20 protein-coding genes, 1 tRNA gene and 1 pseudogene are annotated in these 24,323 nt (G+C 65.8%); 14 read left to right on the top strand and 8 right to left on the bottom strand.

The window, feature by feature from the left end; all coding sequences use genetic code 11:
- Positions 1–153 precede the first annotated feature (153 nt).
- Positions 154–2,019, top strand: a complete 1,866-nt coding sequence (locus ACLB6G_RS16410; protein ID WP_410357445.1) for a L,D-transpeptidase family protein — start codon at positions 154–156, stop codon at positions 2,017–2,019.
- A 171-nt stretch (positions 2,020–2,190) separates the two neighbouring features.
- Here ACLB6G_RS16410 and ACLB6G_RS16405 read toward each other — a convergent pair.
- Together ACLB6G_RS16405 and ACLB6G_RS16400 are read right to left on the bottom strand one after the other, a co-directional pair.
- A tRNA-Val gene (locus ACLB6G_RS16405) sits at positions 2,191–2,265 on the bottom strand.
- A gap of 65 nt (positions 2,266–2,330) precedes the next feature.
- Positions 2,331–3,065 carry an HAD family hydrolase gene (locus ACLB6G_RS16400; RefSeq protein WP_410357285.1) on the bottom strand — a complete coding sequence of 245 codons (735 nt, stop codon included), beginning with the start codon at positions 3,063–3,065 and terminating at the stop codon, positions 2,331–2,333.
- Between the two features lie 143 nt (positions 3,066–3,208).
- Here ACLB6G_RS16400 and rpiA point away from each other — a divergent pair, with 143 nt between their 5' ends.
- The 3 genes from rpiA (at position 3,209) to gor (ending at position 5,983) form a co-directional block, all read left to right on the top strand.
- Entirely contained in the window at positions 3,209–3,922 is a 714-nt protein-coding gene (rpiA, locus tag ACLB6G_RS16395) for a ribose-5-phosphate isomerase RpiA (protein WP_410357444.1), read from the top strand.
- 7 nt (positions 3,923–3,929) lie between these two features.
- Positions 3,930–4,466 (top strand): DUF2059 domain-containing protein, encoded by a 537-nt coding sequence (locus ACLB6G_RS16390; protein ID WP_410357284.1) that lies wholly within the window; start codon positions 3,930–3,932, stop codon positions 4,464–4,466.
- A gap of 128 nt (positions 4,467–4,594) precedes the next feature.
- Entirely contained in the window at positions 4,595–5,983 is a 1,389-nt protein-coding gene (gene gor / locus ACLB6G_RS16385; RefSeq protein ID WP_410357283.1) for a glutathione-disulfide reductase, read from the top strand.
- Positions 5,984–6,058: 75 nt separating this feature from the next.
- Here the strand turns inward: gor and ACLB6G_RS16380 are convergent.
- Together ACLB6G_RS16380 and ACLB6G_RS16375 are read right to left on the bottom strand one after the other, a co-directional pair.
- A pseudogene (locus ACLB6G_RS16380) lies at positions 6,059–6,169 on the bottom strand (BA14K family protein); the annotation flags it as partial.
- Between the two features lie 529 nt (positions 6,170–6,698).
- On the bottom strand, positions 6,699–7,661 hold the full coding sequence (locus ACLB6G_RS16375; protein WP_410357282.1) for an alpha/beta hydrolase family protein: 963 nt from the start codon (positions 7,659–7,661) through the stop codon (positions 6,699–6,701).
- Positions 7,662–7,761: 100 nt separating this feature from the next.
- On the opposite strand from ACLB6G_RS16375, the gene ACLB6G_RS16370 reads away from it, so the two are divergent.
- From ACLB6G_RS16370 to gltX, 9 genes are all read left to right on the top strand, one after another.
- Complete coding sequence (locus tag ACLB6G_RS16370; protein ID WP_410357281.1) at positions 7,762–8,343, top strand: gamma-glutamylcyclotransferase family protein; 582 nt, start codon at positions 7,762–7,764, stop codon at positions 8,341–8,343.
- A gap of 88 nt (positions 8,344–8,431) precedes the next feature.
- On the top strand, positions 8,432–10,096 hold the full coding sequence (locus ACLB6G_RS16365) for a class II 3-deoxy-7-phosphoheptulonate synthase (protein WP_410357280.1): 1,665 nt from the start codon (positions 8,432–8,434) through the stop codon (positions 10,094–10,096).
- A gap of 173 nt (positions 10,097–10,269) precedes the next feature.
- On the top strand, positions 10,270–11,067 hold the full coding sequence (locus ACLB6G_RS16360) for a DODA-type extradiol aromatic ring-opening family dioxygenase (RefSeq protein WP_410357279.1): 798 nt from the start codon (positions 10,270–10,272) through the stop codon (positions 11,065–11,067).
- Between the two features lie 55 nt (positions 11,068–11,122).
- Positions 11,123–11,482, top strand: a complete 360-nt coding sequence (locus tag ACLB6G_RS16355) for a diacylglycerol kinase (RefSeq protein WP_410357278.1) — start codon at positions 11,123–11,125, stop codon at positions 11,480–11,482.
- 55 nt (positions 11,483–11,537) lie between these two features.
- Complete coding sequence (locus tag ACLB6G_RS16350; protein ID WP_410357277.1) at positions 11,538–12,437, top strand: dienelactone hydrolase family protein; 900 nt, start codon at positions 11,538–11,540, stop codon at positions 12,435–12,437.
- Entirely contained in the window at positions 12,437–13,015 is a 579-nt protein-coding gene (locus tag ACLB6G_RS16345; RefSeq protein WP_410357276.1) for a hemerythrin domain-containing protein, read from the top strand. The genes ACLB6G_RS16350 and ACLB6G_RS16345 overlap by 1 nt, the downstream gene beginning before the upstream one ends.
- 66 nt (positions 13,016–13,081) lie before the next feature.
- Positions 13,082–14,755: an NAD+ synthase gene (locus ACLB6G_RS16340; RefSeq protein WP_410357275.1), complete on the top strand. Its 1,674-nt coding sequence runs from the start codon at positions 13,082–13,084 to the stop codon at positions 14,753–14,755.
- Positions 14,756–14,871: 116 nt separating this feature from the next.
- Positions 14,872–16,113, top strand: a complete 1,242-nt coding sequence (locus ACLB6G_RS16335; protein WP_410357274.1) for an MFS transporter — start codon at positions 14,872–14,874, stop codon at positions 16,111–16,113.
- Between the two features lie 40 nt (positions 16,114–16,153).
- The gene (gltX, locus tag ACLB6G_RS16330) at positions 16,154–17,527 is read left to right on the top strand and encodes a glutamate--tRNA ligase (RefSeq protein WP_410357273.1); all 1,374 of its coding nucleotides are present in this window, start codon (positions 16,154–16,156) and stop codon (positions 17,525–17,527) included.
- Here gltX and ACLB6G_RS16325 read toward each other — a convergent pair.
- The 4 genes from ACLB6G_RS16325 to dgcA all read right to left on the bottom strand — a co-directional run bounded on the left by ACLB6G_RS16325 (position 17,445) and on the right by dgcA (position 23,055).
- Entirely contained in the window at positions 17,445–18,614 is a 1,170-nt protein-coding gene (locus tag ACLB6G_RS16325) for a DUF2865 domain-containing protein (protein WP_410357272.1), read from the bottom strand. The genes gltX and ACLB6G_RS16325 overlap by 83 nt on opposite strands.
- Before the next feature lie 113 nt (positions 18,615–18,727).
- The gene (locus ACLB6G_RS16320) at positions 18,728–21,040 is read right to left on the bottom strand and encodes an NADP-dependent malic enzyme (protein ID WP_410357443.1); all 2,313 of its coding nucleotides are present in this window, start codon (positions 21,038–21,040) and stop codon (positions 18,728–18,730) included.
- Between the two features lie 187 nt (positions 21,041–21,227).
- Positions 21,228–22,007: an SDR family oxidoreductase gene (locus ACLB6G_RS16315; protein WP_410357271.1), complete on the bottom strand. Its 780-nt coding sequence runs from the start codon at positions 22,005–22,007 to the stop codon at positions 21,228–21,230.
- A 64-nt stretch (positions 22,008–22,071) separates the two neighbouring features.
- The gene (dgcA, locus tag ACLB6G_RS16310; RefSeq protein ID WP_410357270.1) at positions 22,072–23,055 is read right to left on the bottom strand and encodes an N-acetyl-D-Glu racemase DgcA; all 984 of its coding nucleotides are present in this window, start codon (positions 23,053–23,055) and stop codon (positions 22,072–22,074) included.
- A 77-nt stretch (positions 23,056–23,132) separates the two neighbouring features.
- On the opposite strand from dgcA, the gene ACLB6G_RS16305 reads away from it, so the two are divergent.
- Positions 23,133–24,314: an ABC transporter permease gene (locus tag ACLB6G_RS16305; protein WP_410357269.1), complete on the top strand. Its 1,182-nt coding sequence runs from the start codon at positions 23,133–23,135 to the stop codon at positions 24,312–24,314.
- Positions 24,315–24,323 lie beyond the last annotated feature (9 nt).

Raw genomic sequence — 24,323 nt, 5'->3', positions numbered from 1 at the left:
CGTCAGGCGCGCCGGGTGCCTTTTCCCGGTCGCGGCCTTAACGAATTCGATTCAAATCCGTATCATTGTGGGATAGACCGCCGATGGCCGGGGCCATGCCCCGCCGCCCCGCCCGCACGGCATGCGGGCAAGCCAGTCCGGGAACCTGTCTTGATGATTCGCACCTTTTCCGCCCGCCTCTGCCTCGCCGCCGCCATCACCGTCGCCGGGTTCGCAGCCCTGCCGGCAAACCCCGCCCAGGCCGAGGAGAACTGGCTGTCGCGCATCATCCGCGGCCGGTTCGAGACGGACAGCCGTGAGCGGACGCAGCCTCCGGCGGAGGTCACGCCCAAGAAGCGGGCGGTCAGCGTTCCGAAGATCGCCGCACCGCGCTATTTCAACTACCAGGCCGCCGCGCCGGTGCGCGTCGACTTCGCGAAGGTCGTGGCCGCAGCCGCCGCGCAACCAGGCCTGACGCTGCCCGGCGGGGCCAGTTTCACCGCGGCCGCGCCGGCGCTGGAAGGTTTCGACCTGACAGCGGAAAAGGCCGACGCTGCGGCCATCGCCGCCCATTATGCAGCCAAACCGGATTTCATCTGGGTGTCCGGCTTCGGTCCCAATGCCAGGGCGCGCGCGGCTCTGCGGGTGCTGGAAAGCGCGGGCGACGAGGGGCTGGATGCCGAGCACTACGCGGTCATCGCGCCGACCGAAGGTTTCTCCATGGACGACATGGGTGGGCGTTTGCAGGCGCTGATCCGGTTCGAGATGACGCTGTCGGCGCGGGTGCTGCGCTATGCGCGCGACGTGGCGGCGGGCCGCGTCGATCCCAACAGGCTGTCGGGCTATCACGACCTGCCGGTACTGCCTTTCGACCCTGCCAAGGCGCTGTCGCAACTGGCCGCCACCAACGACGCGGGCGCCTGGCTGGCCGAGCAGGCGCCGCACGGGGACGAATACAAGAGCCTTCGCGCGGCGATGGCGAAGATCCGCCGGGAGGCCGAGGCCGACATCATCGTCGACAGCAAGCTGCTTCTGCGCCCCGGCGGCCAGAGCCCGGAATTCGCCAAGCTCATGGAAATCGTCTGGCGCGACGGCAATCCGGAGATCATGGCCGAGCACGGGCGGGCCATCATGGCGGCACGCAAGAGCGACACCTATACCCAGGACCTCGTGCCGGTGGTCAAGGCGATCCAGAAGGCGCGCGGGCTCAATCCGGACGGGATCATCGGTCCGCGCACCGTCTCGGCGATCAGCCCGGTCTCCAAGGCGGACCGCATGGAGAAAATCCGCCTGGCGCTGGAGCGCCTGCGCTGGCTGCCGCACGATCTGGGCGCGCGCCGGGTGTTCATCAACCAGCCCGAATTCCTGGTCCGCTATTACGAGCAGGACGATGTGAAGCTCTCAATGCGGATCGTGGTGGGCAAGAAGTCCAACCAGACCTCCTTCTTCTATGACGAGATCGAGCGGGTGGAGTTCAATCCCTATTGGGGCGTGCCGCGCTCCATCATCGTCAACGAGATGCTGCCGCGCCTCGTCAACGATCCGGGCTATCTGGACAGGGCCGGTTATGAAGTGACCGATTCGAAGGGACGGCGCATTCCCTCGTCCACCATCGACTGGGGCGCGCATGGCGCCAACATCCCCTACAATGTGCGTCAGACTCCGGGCGAGGCGAATGCGCTGGGCGAACTGAAGATCATGTTCCCCAACAAGCACGCCATCTACATGCATGACACGCCGTCCAAATCGCTGTTCAACCGCGATGCGCGCGCCTTTTCGCACGGATGCGTACGCCTGCAGAAGCCGCGCGAGATGGCCGCGGCGGTGCTTGGCACCAGCATGGAAGACATCCGGCGCGAACTGGCGGCGGGGCATTCCTCGCGCAACGTCCCGGTGAAGATCCCGGTCTATGTGGCCTATTTCACCGCCTGGCCGCAGGAAGACGGCACCATCGGCTTCTTCACCGATGTCTATGAGCGAGACGATTTCCTGACACGGGCGCTTGATGCGGTGCGCGAGGCGCGCGCCGCTTCGAGCTGAGCGGGCGGGAGAGGTGACGGAAAGGCATTGACGGAACCCGGCAGGACGTCCGGCCCGCCGCCGCAAGGCAGCGGGCTCGACGGTTCGCGGACTTGTTCACGAAGGCTCGGCAACGCTTGGGGCTGCGGTTTCCGCGCCGCTGAAGACCATGTCCGGATTTCGGTGATGGAATGGTGGGCGCGACAGGGATTGAACCTGTGACCCCTCCCGTGTGAAGGGAGTGCTCTCCCGCTGAGCTACGCGCCCGGCCGCTCGCGGCTCAATCGCCGCTGTCCGGTGCCGCGCGGTATACGAGGGCGCGGCGCGGGAAGTCAAGGCGCTTTCGGCGCCTGAAGGCGGGATTTGTGCGCCACCGGATCGGCAGCCGCCATCAGGCGCATCGCCAGGTCCGGCGTCAGTTCGTCGAAGTGGTGGATGACGATGGAGGGTTCCAGGCTGGCCAGCGGTTCGGCGGAATAGCCGAACCCGACGGCGACGACGGGCAGGCCGGCAGCCTTGGCGGTCGCGATGTCGGTGTTGGTGTCGCCGATCAGCAGACCGCTCGCCGCGTCGCCGGCGGCGTGGCGGATCGTCTCGGTCAGGTGGCGCGGATCGGGCTTGCGGAAGGCGAAGGTGTCGGCGCCTGCAATCATGGCGAAACGGTGCGCAAGATCGAGCCTTTCCAGCAATTGCTGGGCGAGGCGTTCGAACTTGTTGGTGCAGACGGCCAGCGGAAACCCTGCTTCCTCGAAACGCGCCAGGGCTTCGATCGCGCCCGGGAAGAGGACGGAGCGGCCCGGCATGCGGCTCGTATAGTGCTCCATGAAAAGGGCCAGCAGGCGTTCGCGCTCATCGGTCGCAAGCGGCCGCCTGTTCAGGGCGAAGGCGCGCTCGATCATGGCGCGGCCGCCATGGCCGGCATAGGCGCGCATGGCCGCCTGGTCGACCGGCGGGAGGCCGGCTGCGCCGATGGCATGGTCGAGGGCATCGAGCAGGTCGGGCGCGGTATCCACGAGGGTTCCGTCGAGATCGAAGACAATGACGGTTTGCGGTGCAGCTTGGGGCATGCGGGGTCCATCCGGGCAATGTTGGTGCCTTGCCTTACCGGCGCGAGGGCGCGGCATCAAGCGCGGGGAGTTTGGGCTTTGCCTCGGGTGGCAAAAATGATAGGTCAGCGGCGACGAATCCGGGAAGGCGGAAAGCAAGACTGCTGATGGATGCAAAGGCGCTGAAAATAGAGGCCGCGCGGGTTGCGCTGGGGCATGTGCGTTCCGGCATGAAGCTGGGCATCGGGACCGGATCGACGGCGGAGGAATTCGTTCGCCTGCTCGCCGGGAAGGTGGCGGACGGCATGGAGATCACCGGTGTGCCCACATCGGAGCGCACGGCGGCGCTTTGCCGGGAACTGGGTGTTGCGCTGACCACGCTGGAGGAGACGCCACACCTCGACCTGACCATCGACGGTGCCGACGAGATCGATCCGGAACTCAATCTCATCAAGGGCGGAGGCGGGGCCCTGCTGCGCGAGAAGATCGTGGCGGCGGCGTCGGATTCGATGATCGTCATCGCCGACGAGAGCAAGCTGGTCGATCCGCTCGGCGCCTTCGCGCTGCCCATCGAGGTCAACCGCTTCGGTCTCGGCGCGACCAGGCTGGCCATCGCGACCGCGGCCGGACGGCTCGGGCTTGAGGGCGCGCTGACGCTGCGCATGGCCGGCGGCAGCGAATTCGTCACCGATGGCGGGCATCTCATCCTCGATGCATCATTTGGCCGCATTCCCGATCCAAGAGCGCTTTCGGCTGCCCTGCATGCCGTCCCCGGCGTGGTGGAGCACGGGCTTTTCACAGACATGGCCAGTTTGGCGGTCGTCGCCAGGGCCGGCGGCGTGGAGGAAATCCGGCCGCGCACGAACCAACGGAGCTGATCCAGACATGAAACGTTCTTCCTTTTTCCGTCTCCTGCCAGTTGCAGCCCTCGCCGCGCTTCTGCTCGCTCCGGTGCAGGCCGGCGCCCAGGATATCTCCGAAGCCCACATGAAGGCGGCACGCGACGCGATCTCCGCGCTGCATGTGACGGACCAGTTCGATGCCGTCCTGCCGGCGACCGCGCAGCAGTTGCAGGGCCAGCTCGTGCAGAAGAACCCGGACATGGCCGACACGATCAACCAGGTGGTGCAGGAAAAGGCGCTGGAGCTGGTGTCGCGGCGCGCCGATCTGGAAAGGGAGGTCGCGCTCGTCTACGCGCGCTCGTTCAGCGAACAGGAACTGAAGGATATCGCCGCCTTCTACCAGACCGATGCCGGCAGGAAGCTGCTTGCGGAAGGTCCGATCGCCACCCGCGAGATGGTCAAGGCGGCGGAAATCTGGCAGCAGGGCATTGCCCGCGACCTGGCGCAGAATGTCGGCGACGTTCTGGCCGAGGTGTCCGCCGGCAATGCCCAGGCCGGTGGCGGGCAGGCCGCGCAGTAACGCAGCCTTGAGGCCAATCGCCTGCACAACGTCAGCCCGGCTCTTGCGGCCGGGCTTTTTCTTTGCCACACCGCAGGCCGTGTCCCGCGGGCGGGGCAGCATCCGGATCTGACGCGAAAGGAATTGCCATGGCCTCCTACGATTACGACCTTTTCGTCATCGGCGGGGGTTCGGGCGGCGTGCGCGCCGGACGGCTTGCCGCCGGGCTCGGCAAGCGGGTGGCCATTGCAGAGGAATACCGTTACGGCGGCACCTGCGTCATCCGGGGTTGTGTGCCGAAGAAGCTGTTCGTCTACGCGTCGCAATTTGCCGAGCATTTCGAGGATGCCGCCGGCTTCGGATGGAGCGTCGGCGAGAGCTCCTTCGACTGGCCCACGCTCATCGCCAACAAGGACCGCGAGATCGCCCGGCTTGAAGGGCTTTACCGCAAGGGGCTTGAAAACGCCGGTGCCGAGGTGCTCGAAACAAGGGCGGAACTGGTGGACGCGCACACGGTTCGTCTTCTGGCTGAAGACCGCACGGTGACGGCGGACCAGATACTCATCGCGGTCGGCGGGCGCGCCAATCCGCACAATGCGCTTCCCGGCCATGAACTTTGCATCACCTCCAACGAGGCTTTCCATCTGGAAAGCCTGCCCAAGGCCATCGTGATCGAGGGCGGCGGCTATATCGCGGTCGAATTCGCCAACATCTTCCACGGGCTGGGCGTGGACACGACGCTCGTCTACCGCGGCAAGGAAATCCTCGGACGGTTCGACATGGACATGCGGCGCGGCCTGCATGAAGCGATGGAGGCCAAGGGGATCCGCATCATCTGCCAGCGTGTCATAAGGCAGGTGGAGCGCGGCGCCGATGGCGGCCTCAGGGCGCATCTTTCCGAAGGCGAGGTGCTGGAGGCCGGGCAGGTGATGCTGGCGATCGGACGCGTGCCGAACACGGACATGCTGGGGCTGGATCGCGCTGGCGTCGAGACCGATCATCAGGGCGCCGTGATCGTCGACGATTACCAGCGCACCAGCGTGCCCAACATCTGGGCGGTCGGCGACGTGACCAACAAGGTGCAACTGACGCCAGTGGCCATTCACGAGGCCATGTGCGTGGTGGAAACCGCGTTCAAGGGCAATCCGGTCAAGCCCGACCGCGACACCATCGCGACGGCGGTGTTCTCGCAGCCGGAAATCGGCACCGTTGGCCTGTCGGAGGACGATGCGATGCACCGTTTCGACGAACTGGAGATCTACCGGGCCTCGTTCCGTCCCATGCGGCACACGCTTTCGGGCCGGCAGGAAAAGATGATCATGAAGATTGTCGTTGATGCAGCAACGCGCCGCGTTGTCGGTTGCCACATCCTGGGGCCGGATGCCGGCGAACTGGCGCAAGTGCTGGGAATCGCGGTCAAGGCAGGACTGACAAAGGACGACTTCGACCGCACGATGGCGTTGCATCCGTCCGCGGCCGAAGAGCTTGTCACGATGTACAGCCCGAGCTGGCGCGTGAAAGACCGCGTACGCGTCTGACTGTCCCGGTCGCTCCGGCGGAGCCATGCGTGCTCCGCAACGGGTCCGCGGAGCACGCTTTTTCAGGATCTGCGATTACCTGGTGCAATAACGGCGCGGTCCGCCTCCATAGGGCTGGTAGGTGCAATCGGAAGCCCTGAAGCTGCGATAGGCGCGCGCGCAGGCATTGTAGTTGCAGTATGCCGGAGGCGGCCTGCGATAGACCCTGCGGGGCGGCGGAGGCACAACCCAGACTGCCGGGGGCGGCGCACGCCAGCGGCGGGGCGGCGGACGGCGCCAATCCCGCCTGGGAGGCCTGCGCCAGTCGCGCCGCGGGGGTCTGCGCCAATCGCGGGGCGGGGGCCGCCGCCAGTCGCGCCTTTGGGCTGTCTGGACCGTTTTCTGCTCGACCGTCGCGCCGGGGACGGCCACCGTGCCGGCGATCCCGGTGCTTGCAGCCGGGACGGCTTTTTCACCACCGGTCGCCGCCTGGGCCGGCGGTGCGAGGACGGCCACCATGGCCATCGTCAGCCCGGCCAGGCCAGGGATGAGTATGCGGAGCATTTTCTTCATGCTTTCCTCCAGGCTTTCTTTCGTGGCCGATCCACCCTTGTCGAGAAGCGGCCTTTAGAAAAAATGGACAGCCGGAAGCGCAATGTCATTGATGGCAGTCAATGGACCGCGGCGGGCAGGGCACCCGGTTCCGGGCGGCCCGACGGGGCCTTATCGCCGCCGCTTATCCGCTTCCGGCCGCGCCAAACTCCGGTGGCGCACCTGTGGACAACCATTCCAGGACAGGCCGCCAAAGCGCGGTCCCGGCTTCGGCGCGGAAGAAGCCCATGTGGCCGATGCGGGCAAGGCCCAGGCTGGCGGGAGAGAGAAAGTGGCGTTCGACCGGCGCCGAGGCGAACTTGCCGATCATGGCGTCCATGGCGCGCCGCGTTGTCCAGGGATCGTCGGAAAAGCCGAGTGCGAGAGCCGGCGTGCCGGCCGCGGCGATGCGCGCGGTCTCGGGCAGAGCCGGGTCATTGAACACATAATCGCGCCTGCGGGTGAAATGCGCCCAGTCGGCCAGGATGGTGAACGGCACGGATTGGCCGAGACCGAGCCAGGCCGGCGCATGACCGGCAATGGCGGCGACGGGAAGGGCCACGAGGTCCATCCACGCCATCAGTTTCCATGCCTCGTCGGTGTGGCCGCGCCAGCCATGCCCGGCTGCAATCATGGCATGGCGCGCAAAGGCAGGATGCATGCCGGACATCGCCAAGGCGAGACCGCCAATGGACTGTCCGATGGCCACCATGGGTGCGTCCGGGTCGATCCCGCGAAGCGCGCGCGCCGCGGCCGGCAGATCGCGGCGCCACCAGTCGCACATGTCGAGGCGGGTTTTCCAGCAGGACGGCGCCCTGGAACCTGCGATGCCACGGTAGTCATAGGTCAGGACCGCGCGGAAGCCGGCGGCACAGGCGGCGCGGGCAAACCGGTCATAGAAGCGCCGCGACACGGCTGTGGCGGGCGAGACGAGCAGGAGCGGCCCGTCCGCCGCCTTGTTTTCGTGAAGCGAGGCGGCCAGCGGGAAGCCATCGCTCGCGGTCAGGCAGAGTTCCGTGACGCCGGGCAGCTTTGCCGCAGGTGCGGGTCCAGATACCGCCGCATGCAGGGCGCGATGGACGGGAACGGGGAGCGGGTGCTGGATCATGAGCGGAAGCTATCATTTCCCCAGCCCTTCATTCCGTGACGGATTTCACATATTCAGGCCGCGTCCGGTCGATGCCGGCGAGAAAGGAAAGGAGCACGTCATGGCGGACGATCTGGTCGCCTGGTTCGGCTACGGTTCGCTGGTCAACCGGACGACCATCGGATGGGATATCGTCGAGGCGCGGCCCGCGCGGCTTTCCGGGTGGCGGCGGCACTGGCGGGCGCGACCGGACATGCCCGGCTTTGCCGCGGCGCTGTTGAGCGTGACGCCCGATCCGGATGCCGCCTGCGACGGGTTGCTTGTCGTGGACCGGGTGGAAAACCTTCCGGCGCTGGATCGCCGGGAGGGCCGCTATCACCGGCGTCTCGTGGATCGCGCAGCGATGCCTGCTGCCAGCAGCCTGCCGGAGGCTTGCCCTGTCTATGTGTATGAAGCGATGACGCATCTTCCCGCCCATCGTGATCCGCCACGCATCCTGCGTTCCTATCTCGACGTGGTGATGCAGGGATTCCTGCGCGAGCATGGCCGGGCCGGGCTTGAACGGTTCATCGCGGAGACGTCCCGCTTCGACATTCCCATCCACGAGGACCGGCACGACCCCGTTTATCCCCGCCATGTCGCCGTGACTGCACGTGAGCGGGTCCTGTTCGAGGAATTGACCGTTTCAATTCATCGGGCATGAATTTTTTATTCATATCAAATTGCAGCTTGAATTTTTAATTCACGAATGCTTTAACGCCCCATCCTATCGGAAAAGAGGCATCGAACCCGTGGACATCCCGACGCTTACCGGACGCCAGATCAAGTTCATCCGCTCCATGCTCGACCTGTCGCAGGCCGAACTGGCGGCGAAGGCCGGCGTTTCGCAGCCAACGATCTATCGCATGGAAATGGACCCGAACCGCGTTCACGAATCCATCGCGGTCATGCGGATCAAGGCGCTGGCAGACGAAAACCTCCTGCTGGTGCCCGACCATGCCGCCTTTACCGGACAGCCCATGTTCACAAGCCCGGCCCGCAAGGATGCCGGCCAGCAAAACCCGACCAAGACAGGTGCAACCATGAACGAGAACTGGACCCCGGACTCCTGGAGAGCAAAGCCCATCGTGCAGGTTCCGGACTATCCGGACCCGGCCGCGCTGGAAGATGTGGAAGGCCGTCTGCGCACCTATCCGCCGCTGGTCTTTGCCGGCGAGGCCCGCGCGCTGAAGAAGCGCCTTGCAGATGTCGCGGAAGGCCGCGCCTTCCTGCTGCAGGGCGGGGATTGCGCCGAGAGCTTCGCCGAGCACGGCGCCGACAACATCCGCGACTTCTTCCGCGCCTTCCTGCAGATGGCGGTGGTCCTGACCTTTGCCGGTTCCAAGCCGGTGGTGAAGGTCGGCCGCATCGCCGGCCAGTTCGCCAAGCCGCGTTCCTCCGACAACGAGACCAAGGATGGCAAGACGCTGCCCTCCTATCGCGGCGACATCATCAACGGGATCGATTTCGACGAAGCCTCGCGCATCCCCGATCCGCACCGCCAGGCCATGGCCTACCGCCAGTCGGCCGCGACGCTGAACCTGCTGCGCGCCTTCGCGCAGGGCGGTTTCGCCAGCCTCGACAACGTGCACCGCTGGATGCTGGGTTTCGTTTCCGACAGCCCGCAGCGCAACCGCTACGAGGCCCTGTCGGCACGCATCACCGAGACGATCGACTTCATGCGGGCCATCGGCATCACCGCGGACAACCATCGCGGCCTGTCGGAAACCGAGTTCTACACCAGCCACGAGGCGCTGCTGCTGGGCTATGAGGAAGCACTGACCCGCGTCGATTCCACCTCCGGCGACTGGTATGCGACCTCCGGACACATGCTGTGGATCGGCGACCGCACGCGACAGCCCGACCATGCCCATGTGGAATACTGCCGGGGCGTGCAGAACCCGATCGGCCTGAAATGCGGCCCTTCGATGGATGCCGATGGCCTGCTGAACCTTATCGACATCCTCAATCCGGGCAACGAGGCTGGCCGCCTGACACTGATCGCGCGTTTCGGCTCCGACAAGGTGGGTGAGCACCTGCCGAAACTGGTGCGCGCGGTGGAAAGGGAAGGGCGCAAGGTCGTCTGGTCCTGCGACCCGATGCATGGCAACACGGTTTCGGCCGGCGGCTACAAGACCCGGCCCTTCGAGCGGGTGCTCAAGGAAGTGGAATCCTTCTTCGACGTGCACCAGGCGGAAGGCAGCCATGCCGGCGGCGTACACATCGAGATGACCGGCAAGAACGTCACCGAATGCACCGGCGGCGCACGGGCGATCTCGGCCGACGACCTTTCCGACCGCTACCACACCCATTGCGACCCGCGGCTGAACGCCGAGCAGTCGCTGGAACTGGCCTTCCTGATCGCCGAGCGGCTGAAGCGTGACAGGTCACCGGCAGAGGCGGTGGCCGCGGAATAGGCAAGGTCTCTCTTTCCTCCCGTCGAACCGTCCGGCGCATCCCTGCCGCCGGGCGGTTTTTCGTTTGAACGTGAGGGCGTTCCGCGTTCACTTCACAAAAACAATAAGTCTCTGATTGTTCGCTCGCCCTTGCCGTTCCTGCATATTATCTGTTCCGGCAAAGGAGAAATGCCATGACAGCCATGCCGACCATTTTCGTTTCGCACGGCGGGCCCAATGTCGTCATCGAGGACACGCCGGCACGCGACTACCTGAAGAGCCTGCACGACCGCTTCCCGGACACGAAGGCCATCGTCATCGTGTCAGCCCATTTCGAGACCGATGGCCCTGTTGTCGTCACCGACCCGGCGCCGAAGATGATCTACGATTTCGGCGGCTTCCCGCAGGAACTCTACGAGATGGTTTATCCCGCACCCGGCGAGCCGGAACTCGCCATGCGGGTTGCGCACATGCTGAACGATGCCGGGCTCACACCGCGCATCGCGCCGGAGCGCGGCTTCGACCATGGGGTCTGGAACACATTGCTCCTTGGTTTTCCCGAAGCCGACATTCCGGTCGTCATGGTGTCCATCGATCCCAACCGCGATGCCGCCTATCACTACAGGCTCGGCCAGGCGCTGGCGCCCTTGCGCGAGGAGGGCGTGCTGCTGATCGGCTCCGGACACATGACCCACAATCTGCGCGTCGTCATGGGGGCGATGCGCCACGGGCGGGCGGTCGAGCCGGACTTTCCGGGCAAGGTGAAGGCCTTCACGGACTGGTTCGCGGACCGTTTCGCCGACGGTGACCGCGACGCCATCCTGAACTGGACCGAACAGGCGCCGTTCGTGGAAGAGAACCATCCGACAGACGAGCACCTCATGCCACTGTTCTTTGCCTATGGTGCTGCCGGGGACAACCCGAAGCCGGAACGGGCCTGCGACTACATGCAGTACGGCATGTTTGCCTGGGATAGCTGGGTTTTCCGCTGACATCGTGCGGCGGTGGCGTCATCATCCCGGTCACCGAATCAGGGAGGCTGGCGGGATGGAACGGCTCTGGAAAGCATTGCTCAATTCGTTCAGGGCGTTCCGGCGGCTTACCGCCACGGAAAAGGCGGTTCAACAGGAGATGGCGCTGCTGGTCCTGTCGATACCGTCGGCATGGCTCATCGCCAGGACGTGGGACACCTATTTCCTGCTTGTGCTGTCGGTCGTGTTCCTCATCGTCGTGGAAGTGCTCAACACGGCCATCGAGGCAACCTGCAACGCCATAACGCGCGAGTTCGACAAGAATATCCAGCTTGCCAAGGATGCCGGTTCGCTCGCGGTCCTGCTGACGATCGTCATCGTCGCGTGCATCTGGATCGTGACCATCCACGACCGGTTCGCCGGCAGCGGCTCTTGAAACCGGCGGTCCGGGCGTCATTTCCACGCCAAGGAACCTGGACAGGGAGATCACGATGAGCAGCGACAAGTCCGCCGGAACGCCCGGCATCACGCAGGCGATGATCGACGCCTATGACGAGTACACCCACCTGACGCTCGACCGGCGCGGCTTCATGCAGAAGCTGACGCGCCTGGCCGGCTCCGGTGCCGCGGCGGCGGCCATCGCTCCGCTGCTGGCGGCAAACCAGGCAAGCGCGGCCATGGTGGCGGCGGATGACGGGCGCATCCGTGGCGGTGATGTGCCTTGGCCCGCCGGTGAAAAGGAGATGCGCGGCTATCTCGTCATGCCGTCGGATGCGCAGGGCGCGCTGCCTGCTGTGATCGTGATCCACGAGAACCGGGGCCTCAACGAGCATATCCGTGACGTGGCGCGGCGCCTTGCGCTTGAGGGCTTTGCCGCCTTCGCGCCGGATTTCCTGTCTGCCGACGGCGGCACGCCGGAGGACGAGGACAGGGCGCGCGAGATGATCCGTGCGCTCGATAGCGGACAGACGGTTGCGCGGGCCGTGGCGGCCGTCGGCTGGCTGAGCGGCCATGCGGAGACCGCCGGTCCCGTCGGCGCCGTCGGATTCTGCTGGGGCGGCGGCCTTGTCAACCAGTTGGCGGTGGCGGCGCCGGACGATCTCAAGGCGGCGGTGGCCTATTACGGACGCCAGCCCGATGCGGGCGGCGTGCCTTCCATCGAAGCGCCGCTGCTCCTGCACTATGCCGGTCTCGACGAGCGCATCAATGCCGGGATCGACGCCTACCGGGCGGCGCTCGAAGCCGCTGGCAAGGACTTCACGATCCATGTCTACGAGGGTGTGAACCACGCCTTCAACAACGACACGTCGGCGGCGCGCTATGACGAGACGGCCGCGAAACTGGCATGGGAGCGCACCGTGACCTTTTTCAGGGACAAGCTGGACGGCTGATGAGCGAAACCGAACTGCAAACCCGGCTGGGCCTTCCGGATGACCTGCGTGTGCTGCTGGCCCGCTATCCGCGCGAGGACTGGCAGGCGCATGAGAATCTCGGTGGCATGGCGCAATTCTGGCTTCAGCGTCACGACATGTTCCGCGACCTGGGAGGAATGCTGGAAGGCGCTGTCGGCGAATGGCGCAATGGGCGAATCGAAACAGGGGCTTTTGTCCAGTTCTTCGTGCCGCGGCTGAACTTCTTCCTCGGCCAGCTGGAGGGTCATCACCAGATCGAGGATCATCACTATTTTCCGGTTTTCCGGCGCGCCGAACCGCGTCTGGACCGGGGTTTCGACATTCTCGACCGCGATCATCACGTGATCCATGCGGCGCTGGAAGCCAATGCCGGCGCGGCCAACAGCCTGCTTCAGGCGATACAGGAAGGCGGCGACCGGCTCAAGCGGGCCGGAGACGTCTATGCGGGGGAATGCGGACGGCTGGTCGCCATGCTGATGCGTCACCTGGATGACGAGGAGGATCTGATCATTCCAGTCATCCTCGACCAGGGCGAGCGGAGGATCGGGGTAAGCTGAACGCGGCGTGCCGCGATGCAATCTGGCGGATTGCCTATCGCGAAAACGCGGGCTAAGCCTTTCGCCATGACCGACGCACCCGAGACACTCCGCATCGCCGTCGCCCAGCTCAATCCGACCGTTGGCGACATAGCCGGGAACCTGCGGCTGGCCCGCGAGGCGCGCGCCGATGCGCGCCGCCATGGCGCGGACCTGGTGCTGTTCCCCGAGCTTTTCCTTGCCGGCTATCCGCCCGAGGACCTGGTTCTCAAGCCTGCCTTCGTGGATGCCTGCGAACGGGCGATGCGCGAACTGGCGGCGGAGACCGGCGATGGAGGTCCGGGCGTTGTGATCGGCCTGCCGCTCAGGCGTGAAACGGGCCTGCATAATTCGGTGGTTCTGCTCGATGGCGGCGCGGTGAAGGCCGAGCGCCACAAGGTGGACCTGCCCAATTACGGCGAATTCGACGAGAAGCGGGTGTTCCAGCCGGGCCCCATGCCGGGACCGGTGAATTTTCGCGGCATCCGCCTCGGCCTTCCGGTCTGCGAGGATATCTGGGGCGATCTCGGCGTGTGCGAGACGCTGGCCGAAAGCGGGGCGGAAATCCTGCTCGTGCCAAACGGTTCGCCCTACTACCGTGGCAAGGTGGACGTGCGCCAGCAGGTGGTCATCCGCCAGGTGATCGAAAGCGGCCTGCCGATCCTCTACGCCAATTTCTGCGGCGGACAGGACGAGCTTGTCTTCGATGGCGCCAGTTTCGGCATCCAGGCCGACAGGTCGCTGGCGTTCCAGATGAGCCAGTTCGAGGCGCAGGTCATGGTCACGACCTGGAAGCGCGAGGGAGAGGCCTGGCGCTGTGAGCGCGGGCCGATGTCACGCATTCCCGACCGCGAGGAAGCCGATTACCGGGCCTGCATGCTGGGCCTGCGCGACTATGTGGACAAGAACGGGTTCAAGAACGTCGTGCTCGGCCTGTCGGGCGGCATCGATTCGGCGATCTGCGCGGCACTGGCGGTGGATGCGCTTGGCGAGGAGCGGGTGCGCTGCGTGATGCTGCCCTACCGCTACACGTCGGAGGAATCCTTTGCCGATGCGGAGGCTTGTGCCCGCGCACTTGGCTGCCACTACGACATCGTGCCGATCGAGGCACCGGTGCAGGGTTTCCTGTCATCGCTTTCGGAGATGTTCGAGGGCACCAATGAGGGCATCACGGAAGAAAACCTGCAGAGCCGGACGCGCGGCACCATCCTCATGGCGATTTCCAACAAGTTCGGCTCCATGGTCGTGACGACGGGCAACAAGAGCGAGATGAGCGTCGGCTATGCCACCCTCTACGGCGACATGAACGGCGGCTTCAACCCGATCAAGGACCTGTACAAGATGCAGGTCTATGCGCTGTCGCGCTGGCGCAATGCGCATGTCCCGCCGACCGCGCTCGGCCCGACGGGCATGGTGATCCCGCAGAACATCATCGACAAGGCGCCCTCGGCCGAACTCAGGCCCGACCAGAAGGACGAGGATTCGCTGCCGCCTTACCCCGTGCTGGACGATATCCTGGAATGCCTCGTCGAGCATGAGATGGGCGTGGACGAGATCGTGGCGCGCGGCCATGACCGGCAACTCGTCCACCGCATCGAGCACCTCCTCTACATTGCCGAATACAAGCGCCGTCAATCGGCGCCCGGCGTGAAGATCACGCGCAAGAATTTCGGCCGCGACCGGCGCTATCCCATCACCAACCGGTTCCGCGACAGGAGCTGATCCGCGCGCACCGGCGGGGCTGGGCACGGCCGGCTGATCTCACGGTTCGAAAAGATTGGTGCGGAATTCCATCCCGCGCGCTTTCGTCGCGCCGGGCCGCAGGATATAGCCGGGAGATGGACATGCTCTCCTTCCTCGCCCGCAACATCCGCTGGATCGGCGGCTGTTTCCTGCTGACCTTCTTCTCCTCCTTCGGCCAGACCTTCTTCATCTCGCTGTCGGCGGGCGAAATCCGGTCGGAATACGGGTTGAGCCATGGCGGTTTCGGGACGCTCTACATGGGCGCGACGCTGGCGAGCGCCCTGACGCTGCCCTGGCTGGGGAGGATCGTGGACCGATACGGCCCGGCGCAGGTGGCGCTCATCATCATGCCCGCGCTGGCGGCCGCCGCGCTGGCCATGGCCTTTTCCACCCATATCGCGCTGCTTTTCGTCACGGTCTACATGCTGCGCCTGTTCGGCCAGGGGATGATGACTCAGAACGCCCTGACGGCGACGGGGCGCTGGTACGCGGCCAACCGGGGCAGGGCGGTCTCGCTTGTCAGCCTCGGCCACAATGCCGGCGAGGCCGTCTTCCCGTTCCTGTTCGTCGCGATGGCGGGCCTGATCGGCTGGCGGATGAGCTGGGTGGCGGCGGCCGCCCTGCTTCTCGTGGTGGGGCTGCCGGCCATCTGGTCGCTGGTGCGCGTGGAGCGCCAGCCGCACTCGTCCGATCCGGTCATGCGCAAGCCGCAGGTGGCGGACTGGACGCGCGGGCAGGTGCTGCGCGATCCGCTGTTCTGGCTGCTGCTGACCGGCGTGCTGGCGCCGCCTTTCATCGGTACGACGGTCTTCTTCCACCAGGTCTATCTGGTGGAATTGCGCGGCTGGGCGATGACCGATTTCGCGGCCTCCTTCGCGGTGATGTCCGGCACCGTGATCATCTTTTCGCTGATCTGCGGGGCACTGATCGACCGCTTCTCGGCTGTCGCGGTGCTGCCAAGCTTCCTGTTGCCGCTGGCCGGGGCCTGCTTCGTGCTCGCCGCCTTCGAGGGCGTCTGGAGCGCATTTGCGTTCATGGCACTGCTCGGCGTCTCCTACGGCTTTTCGGCCACGCTGTTCGGCGCGCTCTGGCCGGAGATCTACGGGCTGAAGCATCTTGGCGCGGTCCGCTCGGTCATCGTTGCCTTCATGGTCTTCGCCACCGCCATGGGGCCGGGCCTGACCGGGTTCCTGATCGATCTCGGCGTCCCCTATCCGGCGCAGATCATGGCCATGGGCCTCTATTGCATCGCCGCCGCCGTCATGCTGACGCTGGTTTCGCGGCGGCTTTCGGCGCGCACGCGTTCTGGCCTTGATCTGGCTGCCAGCCAAGGGTAGGCCCTTCGCCATCCGTCCTTCTTGCCAAGGTGCCTACACCATGACCGTTACCGTGCGCTTCGCACCGTCGCCGACCGGCTTCATCCATATCGGCAATGCCCGCACCGCGCTGTTCAACTGGATCCTGGCGCAGCAGCAGGGCGGGCGTTTCATCCTGCGCTTCGACGATACCGACACGGCGCGTTCCGAGCGGCGTTTCGCCGACCAGATCGAGGCCGACCTTGCATGGCTCGGCATCCGGCCCGACTTGGTGGAGCGGCAGTCGGAGCGGGCGCAGGCGCATCTCGAAGCGGCGGAAAAGCTGAAGGCGGCGGGGCTCCTTTACCCCTGCTATGAAACGGCCGACGAACTGGAACGGCGCCGCAAGATCCGGCTTTCGCGCCGCCTGCCTCCGGTCTATGGCCGCGAGGCGCTGAAGCTGACGGAGGAAGAGAAGGCGGCGTTCGAGGCGGAAGGCCGCCAGCCGCACTGGCGCTTCCTCCTGCCCAACCACGGCGGCGACCCCTTCACGACGCGGCGCACCGAGGTGCATTGGGACGACGTCATCCGGGGGCCGCAGACGGTCGATCTGGCCTCGATGTCCGATCCGGTTCTGATCCGTGAGGATGGCAGCTATCTCTACACGCTGCCCTCTGTGGCCGACGACATAGCCATGGGCGTCACCCATGTCATTCGCGGCGACGATCACGTGACCAATACCGGCGCGCAGATCGCGCTGTTCGAGGCGCTGGGGGCATCCGCTCCGGCCTTCGGCCATCACAACCTGCTGACGACGGCCAGCGGCGAGGGACTGTCCAAGCGCACCGGGGCGCTGTCGATCCACCAATTGGCCGCGGATGGCTACGAGCCGATGGCGGTCGCCTCGCTGGCCGTGCTGATCGGCACGTCGGAAGCCGTGCGCCCGGTGCCCGCCATGGCTGACCTCGTGCAGGATTTCGACCTGGCCAGCGCATCGAGATCGGCAGCGAAATTCGATCCGTCCGAACTGGACACGCTCAATGCGTCGCTGGTGCACCAGATGGACTACGCCACCGCGCGCGACCGGCTTGCCGCCCTTGGGATCACGGGGGACAAGGCCGAGGCCTTTTGGCTTGCCGTGCGCGCGAACATCATCCGCGTGAACGAGGCTGCGGACTGGTGGCGCATCCTGGCGCAGGGGCCGGACACGGCCGGACGGGTCGAGGCGGACGACCTGGATTTCGTGCGGGCCGCCTTCGATCTGCTGCCGCCGGAACCATGGGACGGCACCACGTGGAAACAATGGACGGATGCGGTGAAACAGGCCACCGGGCGCAAGGGACGGGCCTTGTTCATGCCGTTGCGCATTGCAATCACCGGACGGCGTTCCGGCCCGGAGCTTTCAGATCTAATGCCTCTTCTGGGTCGGGAAGAAACGTTGGCCCGACGACCCTGATCCGCCGCTCGCCGTCCTCGGCGGTTTTTTCCCCTGGCTCCAGAAGGCTTTGAAGGCGCCCTGCCGTGAGGCCGCCGGCTGCGTTTGCCTCCGTTTCCGGATCTGCCGCGGGATCGGGCCGCGGCCACGGGGCCGGCGCCACCGGTTCCGCCGGTTCCGCTCCGCCCGGCTCATCCGTCTTTTCGCCACCGCCGATGACCGCGAAATCCTTCGCCGGATTGCAGGCGCATCCCGCCGGACTGGTGAACTTCGGATCCCGATAGGCAAATGCCGTGGGCAGGGCGGTGTAGGGCTCGCCGGCGATCGACACCATGTCTTCGGGTTCCTCGATGCCGCTGCGATGGGCATAGAGGCGAACGTCGACGCCAGGGCACATGGCCTGGCAGGCATCCTGGTCGCGGTAGAAGAAATCCGGCGTGGTGGAGAAGGACAGCGGAAAATAATAGCCGTCGCAGGTGCGCACGCAAAGCGTCCGGTAGGTTCCGCCATCGAACTGGCCGGACAGGCCGGGGCGCAGGATCATCACATTGCGGTCCTGCGGATCCTCCTGTTCCTGGCGTTCGAACAGGCGCTTGCGCAATTCGAAATCGCGCCTGGCGCTCTCGATGGCTTCGGGCAGCCGCCTGACGACCCGCTGCTCCGGTTCCTCGCGGCAGCGATTGGCCCTGATCGCAGCCAGGATACGTCGCCGTTCCGCGGCATCGGCACGGGCACCGCCCGGTCCCGACGATGCGAGCTGGCGCTGCAGGTCGGCGAGATTGGCGCGCATGTCGCGCAGCGACCGGTTGATGCGCGCGCACTGGTCGCCGTCCCCCCGGCGCAACGGAAACACCCCGCCACCGCATCCAACCTGGCGGGCGCGCCTTGTGGCGATCTGCATCTGGCGTTTCTGCTCGGCGATGGCGACGCGGTAGCGGCGCATGAGGGCGGGGCTGCGGCCATTGCCGCGCTCCACGGAAGCGAGCCGGGCCTCCAGCCGCTGGCACAAGGCGCTGGCGGCTTCGCCTTGCCCGGGCGCAGCCATGGCAAGGAGGGCTCCCAGCAGGGCCGTTGCCATGACACCGGCGATCGGTTTCCGTGAAAGCACAAGCCGCTCCTTGCCGGCCAGACAGGGCCGGAACCGTCCGGCCACAATGCCCGGACAAGGTTAATCGCTGCTTTCAGCCTTCACGCCAAATCAGGCGAAATCACGCCGCCGCGCTATTCGGCCGCCTCCGACAGGTCGCGGGCAGGATGCGAGGCCTCGACCACGGCAAGCGCGGTCATGTTGACCACGCCGCGCGATGTGACGGAGGGGGTCAGGATATGCGCCGGCCGGGCCGTTCCGAGCAGGATGGGCCCCACATGCAGCGCGTCCATCATGGTCTTGACAGTGGTCAGCGTGATGTTCGCGGCGTCGAGGTCCGGGAAGACCAGCAGGTTGGCTTCTCCCGATAGCGTAGAATGGGGATAGACACGCTGTCGCAGGAGTTCGGAGAGTGCGCTGTCGCCATGCATCTCGCCATCGCATTCCAGGTCGGGTGCGGCCCGGCGCAGGATCTCGGCTGCGTTGCGCATCTTCAGCGCGGAGGCCGAATCGCGCGAGCCGAAATCGGAATGCGACAGCAGCGCGGCCTTCGGCTCGATGCCGAAGCGGCGGATCTCCTCGGCGGCCAGCAGCGTCATTTCCGCCACTTCGCCGGCGGTCGGATCGACACTGACATAGGTATCGGTGAAAAAGGTGACGCCGCGCTGCGAGATCAGCATTGAGAGCGCGGAATAATCCTCCACCCCCTCGCGCAGGCCGATGATGGACCGCACCTGGCGCAGATGCCGTTCAAAACGGCCTTCAAGGCCGCAGATCATGGCATCCGCCTCCGAGCGGGCCAGTGCGATGCAGGCGATGACGGTGTTGTTGGTGCGCACCAGCGTGCGCGCCGCCTCCACGGTGACGCCCTGCCGGCCGGTGCGCGCAATCAGTTCGTTGACATAGTCGCGGTAGCGCGGATCGTCTTCCGGATTGATGAGTTCGAAATCCGTGCCGGGCCTGATCTTCAGGCCGAACCGCTCCAGCCGGCGCTCCACCACCTGCGGACGGCCGATCAGGACCGGCGTGGCGATGCCTTCCTCCAGCACGACCTGCGCTGCGCGCAGAACGCGCTCATCCTCGCCCTCGGCATAGATGACGCGCTTGGCGGCCGCCCGCTTCGCGGCGGAGAAGACCGGTTTCATCACCAGGCCGGAACGGAAGACGAAGCGGTTCAGCTTGTCGATATAGGCATCCATGTCCTCGATCGGACGGGCGGCGACGCCGGTCTCGGCGGCGGCCCTGGCCACGGCCGGCGCGATGCGCAGGATCAGGCGCGGATCGAAAGGCGAGGGAATGAGGAATTCAGGCCCGAATTTCGGCGTGTCGCCGCTGTAGGCACGGGCGGCGACGTCGGAGACTTCCTCCCGCGCCAGGGCCGCGATGGCGCGCACGGCGGCCAGCTTCATTTCCTCGTTGATGGCGCGCGCGCCACAATCCAGCGCGCCGCGAAAGATGTAGGGGAAGCACAGGACGTTGTTGACCTGGTTGGGGAAATCGGACCGGCCGGTGCAGATCATGGCATCGGGCCGGGCATCGCGCGCCACGTCCGGCATGATCTCGGGTGTCGGATTGGCCAGCGCCATGACGAGCGGGCGCTCGGCCATGTCTTCAAGATATTCAGGCTTGAGCACGCCGGCGGCCGAGAGTCCGAGGAAGACGTCGGCACCCGGGATCACCTGTGCCAGGGTGCGCATCGGCGTGTCCTTGCAGTATGGCTCCTTCCAGCGGTCCATTTCCTCCTGGCGGCCCTTGAAGGCGACGCCATGGCGGTCGGTGATCCAGATGTTGTCCCGGTTGGCGCCCAGGCCCACCAGCAGGTTGAGGCACGCCAAAGCCGCCGCGCCAGCGCCGGAGGTGACGATCTTGACGTCCGCAAGCCGCTTGCCGGCCAGTTCCAGCCCGTTGAGGACGGCGGCCGCGACGATGATGGCGGTGCCGTGCTGGTCGTCGTGAAAGACCGGAATGCCCATGCGCTCCTTCAGGGTCTCCTCGACCTCGAAACATTCCGGCGCCTTGATGTCCTCCAGGTTGATGCCGCCGAAGGTGGGCTCCAGAGCCTCGATGGTGCAGACCATCCGCTCCACGTCGGGCGCGTCGATCTCGATGTCGAAGACGTCGATGCCGGCGAACTTCTTGAACAGGACGGCCTTGCCCTCCATCACGGGCTTGGAGGCGAGCGGCCCGATATTGCCAAGACCGAGCACGGCCGAGCCGTTGGAGACGACGCCGACGAGATTGGAGCGGGCGGTATAGAGGGCTGCCTTGCCCGGATCATCCCTGATGGCGAGGCAGGGTGCGGCCACGCCGGGCGAATAGGCCAGCGCAAGGTCGCGCTGGTTGCCGAGCGGCTTGGTTGCCTGGATCTCCAGTTTTCCCGGGACGGGATACTGGTGAAAGAAGAGGGCATTCTCCTCGAGATCCGCCTTGTTGCTGCTGTTTTCCATCGCGTCCTCCCGCTCGTCCGGGGCGATCATGCTGCCGCATCATTGCGCCAAAGCTGCAATGTCCCACGCCGAGGCAATTCAAATCAGTTTATCCTACACCATTGTCCGTGACAGATTGCCAAGGATTTCAGCAATCTGTTTCTACTGCTTCACAAACGGAGACAGGTTTTCCGGCACACCGGTCCGGTCAGAAGGCGCTGGTGTAGAGTCCGCCGTCGACGAGGATGTTCTGCCCCGTGACATAGCCGGCATGGCTCGAACACAGGAAGGCGCAGACCTTTCCGAACTCCTCGGCATTGCCGAACCGGCGCGACGGAATCTCGGCGGCCTGGGCGGCGGCGATGTCGTCCTCGCTTCGCCCGGTGCGCTGCGCGGCCATGCGGAAACCGCCGCGCAGGCGGTCCGTGTCCATCTTGCCGGGCAGCAGGTTGTTGATCGTCACACCCTTGCCCGCCACGCCGCGCGAGACGCCTGCCAGGAAAGAGGTCAGGCCGGCGCGTGCGCCCGATGACAGGTCGAGCCCCTCGATCGGCATGTAGACCGAAAGCGAGGTGATGTTGACGATGCGTCCGAAGCCGCGCTCCGCCATGCCGTCCATGACTGCCTGAATGAGTTCGAGCGGCGTGATCATGTTCTGGATGACGCCGTCGATCATGGCGCCGCGATCGAGTTCACGGAAATCCTTGCGCGGTGGGCCGCCATTGTTGTTGACGAGAATGTCGGGCTGCGGACAGGCGCGGAGCAGGGCCTTCTGGCCCTCGGGCGTCGACACGTCGGCCGCGATGACATGGACGGTGGCGCCGGTCGCCTGGCGGATCTCGTCGGCGGTGGCGTTCAGCACGGCCTTGTCGCGGCCATTGACCGTGACCTCGCAACCGGCTTCGGCAAGCGCCCATGCGCAGCCCTTGCCGAGCCCCCGGCTGGAGGCGCAGACGATGGCCTTGCGGCCTGAAATTCCGAGATCCATGAATTGCTCCTTCCTGTTCATGCCGGACCACGCCGCGGCGGCCGTATCGCCGCGCCTTTCGGGACTAACCCCAAAGGCTGGCCTCGGGCGGTGAAATGATCGACCCGGAATAGCGCAAGGCGTGATTCCGGTCACGGGCGAGCAGAAGCGGCCCGTCGAGATCCACATATTCGGCCTCCTGCGCCAGCAGAACGGCCGGCGCCATGGCGAGCGACGTGCCGACCATGCAGCCGACCATCACGGCGAAGCCCATGGCGTGCGCGGCATCGCGCAATTGCAGGGCCGCGGTGAGGCCGCCCGTCTTGTCGAGCTTGACGTTGATCGCGTCATAGAGGCCGGTCAAAGACGCCAGGTCGTCGACCGTGTGCACGCTTTCGTCGGCACAGACGGGAACCGGGTGCGGAATTTCGCGAAGCAGGGCGTCCTCGCCGGCCGGCAGGGGCTGTTCGACCAGCACCGCGCGGTAGTGGGCGGCGGCGAGCATGTTTTCGCGAATGTTGTCCGCGGTCCAGCCTTCGTTGGCGTCGAGGATGAAATGGGAATTGGGCGCGGCGGCGGCGACGGCGTGAAGGCGCTTGATGTCGTCCTTGCCGCCGACCTTCACCTTGATGACGCGGCGATGGGCGGCGGCCCGCGCGCGGTCGGCCATGTCCTCCGGATGACCCAGGGAGATGGTATAGGCCGTTTCGACCGGCCGGGGCGGCAGCCGGCAGGCCCGCCGGTGAACCGGCACGCCGCTCTGCTTTGCTTCCAGGTCCCAAAGGGCGCAATCGACGGCATTGCGGGCAGCGCCCGGGCGCATGGCGGAAAGAAGCTCCATGCGGGCAAGCCCCTCGCTCACCGTGCCAGCAATGGCGGCGATCTCGTCCATGACGCTCTCGATGGTCTCGCCGTAGCGGGCATAGGGGACGCATTCGGCCCAACCATGCAGTCCGTCCTCCTCGATTCGCACGGTAACGACATCCGCGTCGGTCTTCGATCCGCGCGAAATGGTGAATGTTCCCGCTATGGGGAAGCGTTCCTGTGTGACGGAAAGACTACGCGCCATGGTTTTCTTTCTTCGGGCTGTCCAACCTGTTGTGCGGGCGAAGTGACAAGGACGAATAGCGCCCTTAAAACAGTCCTATGTTGAACGAGGCCGACGGGCAAGCAGGGAAGGAATCGGTTGCCGCGCGGCCCTCCGCGCCGGGCGTGTCCGTGTTGCGCGAGGGCGGGCGCATCAGGGCGGAACTGACAGGCGACTGGGTGACGCGCAGCGTGGCCTCGGTCGACAGGGAAATGCGCAAACTTGAGGGTGAGCAGGCCGGTTCGCTGCTCATCGATCTCTCCGGCATCGGCCATATGGACACCGCCGGCGCATGGCTGATCGAACGCCTGGCCACGGCATCGGGAAAATCGGGGAAGACAGTCGAGATCACGGGGGCGCGCGAAGAATTCGGCGTCCTCCTGACGGCGGTCCGCGACGCGGCCGGCATCGACCATGCGCCCGCACGCCGGGCGCGGTTCGGCCTGTCCTCGCTGTTCCGCCAAGTCGGGGTCATCGTCTACCGGTTTGCCGACCAGTTCATGCTGTCGATGCATATCCTGGGCGCGACGATCCGCGGGGCGCAGATGAAGTTCGGCCGCGGCCATGCCATTTCCATGACCGCCATCGTGCACCAGATCGACCGGGTCGGGGTCGGCGCCATTCCCATCGTGATGCTGATGTCGGGCATCGTCGGCGCGATCATCGCCCAGCAGGGCGCCTTCCAGATGCGCTATTTCGGCACCGAGATCTTCGTCGTGAACCTCGTCTCGATCCTCGTGCTGCGCGAGATCGGCGTGCTGCTGACCGCCATCATGGTGGCTGGCCGCTCCGGCAGCGCGATCACCGCCGAGATCGGGTCGATGAAGATGCGCGAGGAGATCGACGCGCTGACGGTGATCGGCCTCAATCCCGTCGGCGTGCTGGTCTTTCCCCGCCTTGTGGCGCTGGTGATCGCCATGCCGCTGCTGACGGTGGCGGCCAATGCCGCTGCCCTTGGCGGCGCCATCGTGACGGCCTGGTTCTATTCGGGCATCGAGCCGGAGACGTTCATCCAGCGGATGCATGACGGGATCGACCTGTCGACCATCTTTTCAGGGCTCATCAAGGCGCCTTTCATGGGCCTGATCATCGGCGTCATCGCCGCCATGGAAGGCCTGCGTGTCCAGGGCAGCGCCGAATCGCTCGGCCGCCAGGTCACCGCCTCCGTGGTCAAGGCAATCTTCTGCGTCATCGTGGTGGACGGCCTGTTCGCCATGTTCTACGCCGCGATCGACTATTGAGGCGGCGAT

The sequence above is a fragment of the Zhengella sedimenti genome, from assembly GCF_046506625.1.
GTDB classification, from domain to species: Bacteria; Pseudomonadota; Alphaproteobacteria; order Rhizobiales; family Rhizobiaceae; genus Zhengella; species Zhengella sedimenti.
The sequence above is the reverse complement of the archived record's forward strand: the minus strand, read 5'-3'. Positions and strand labels throughout refer to the sequence as shown.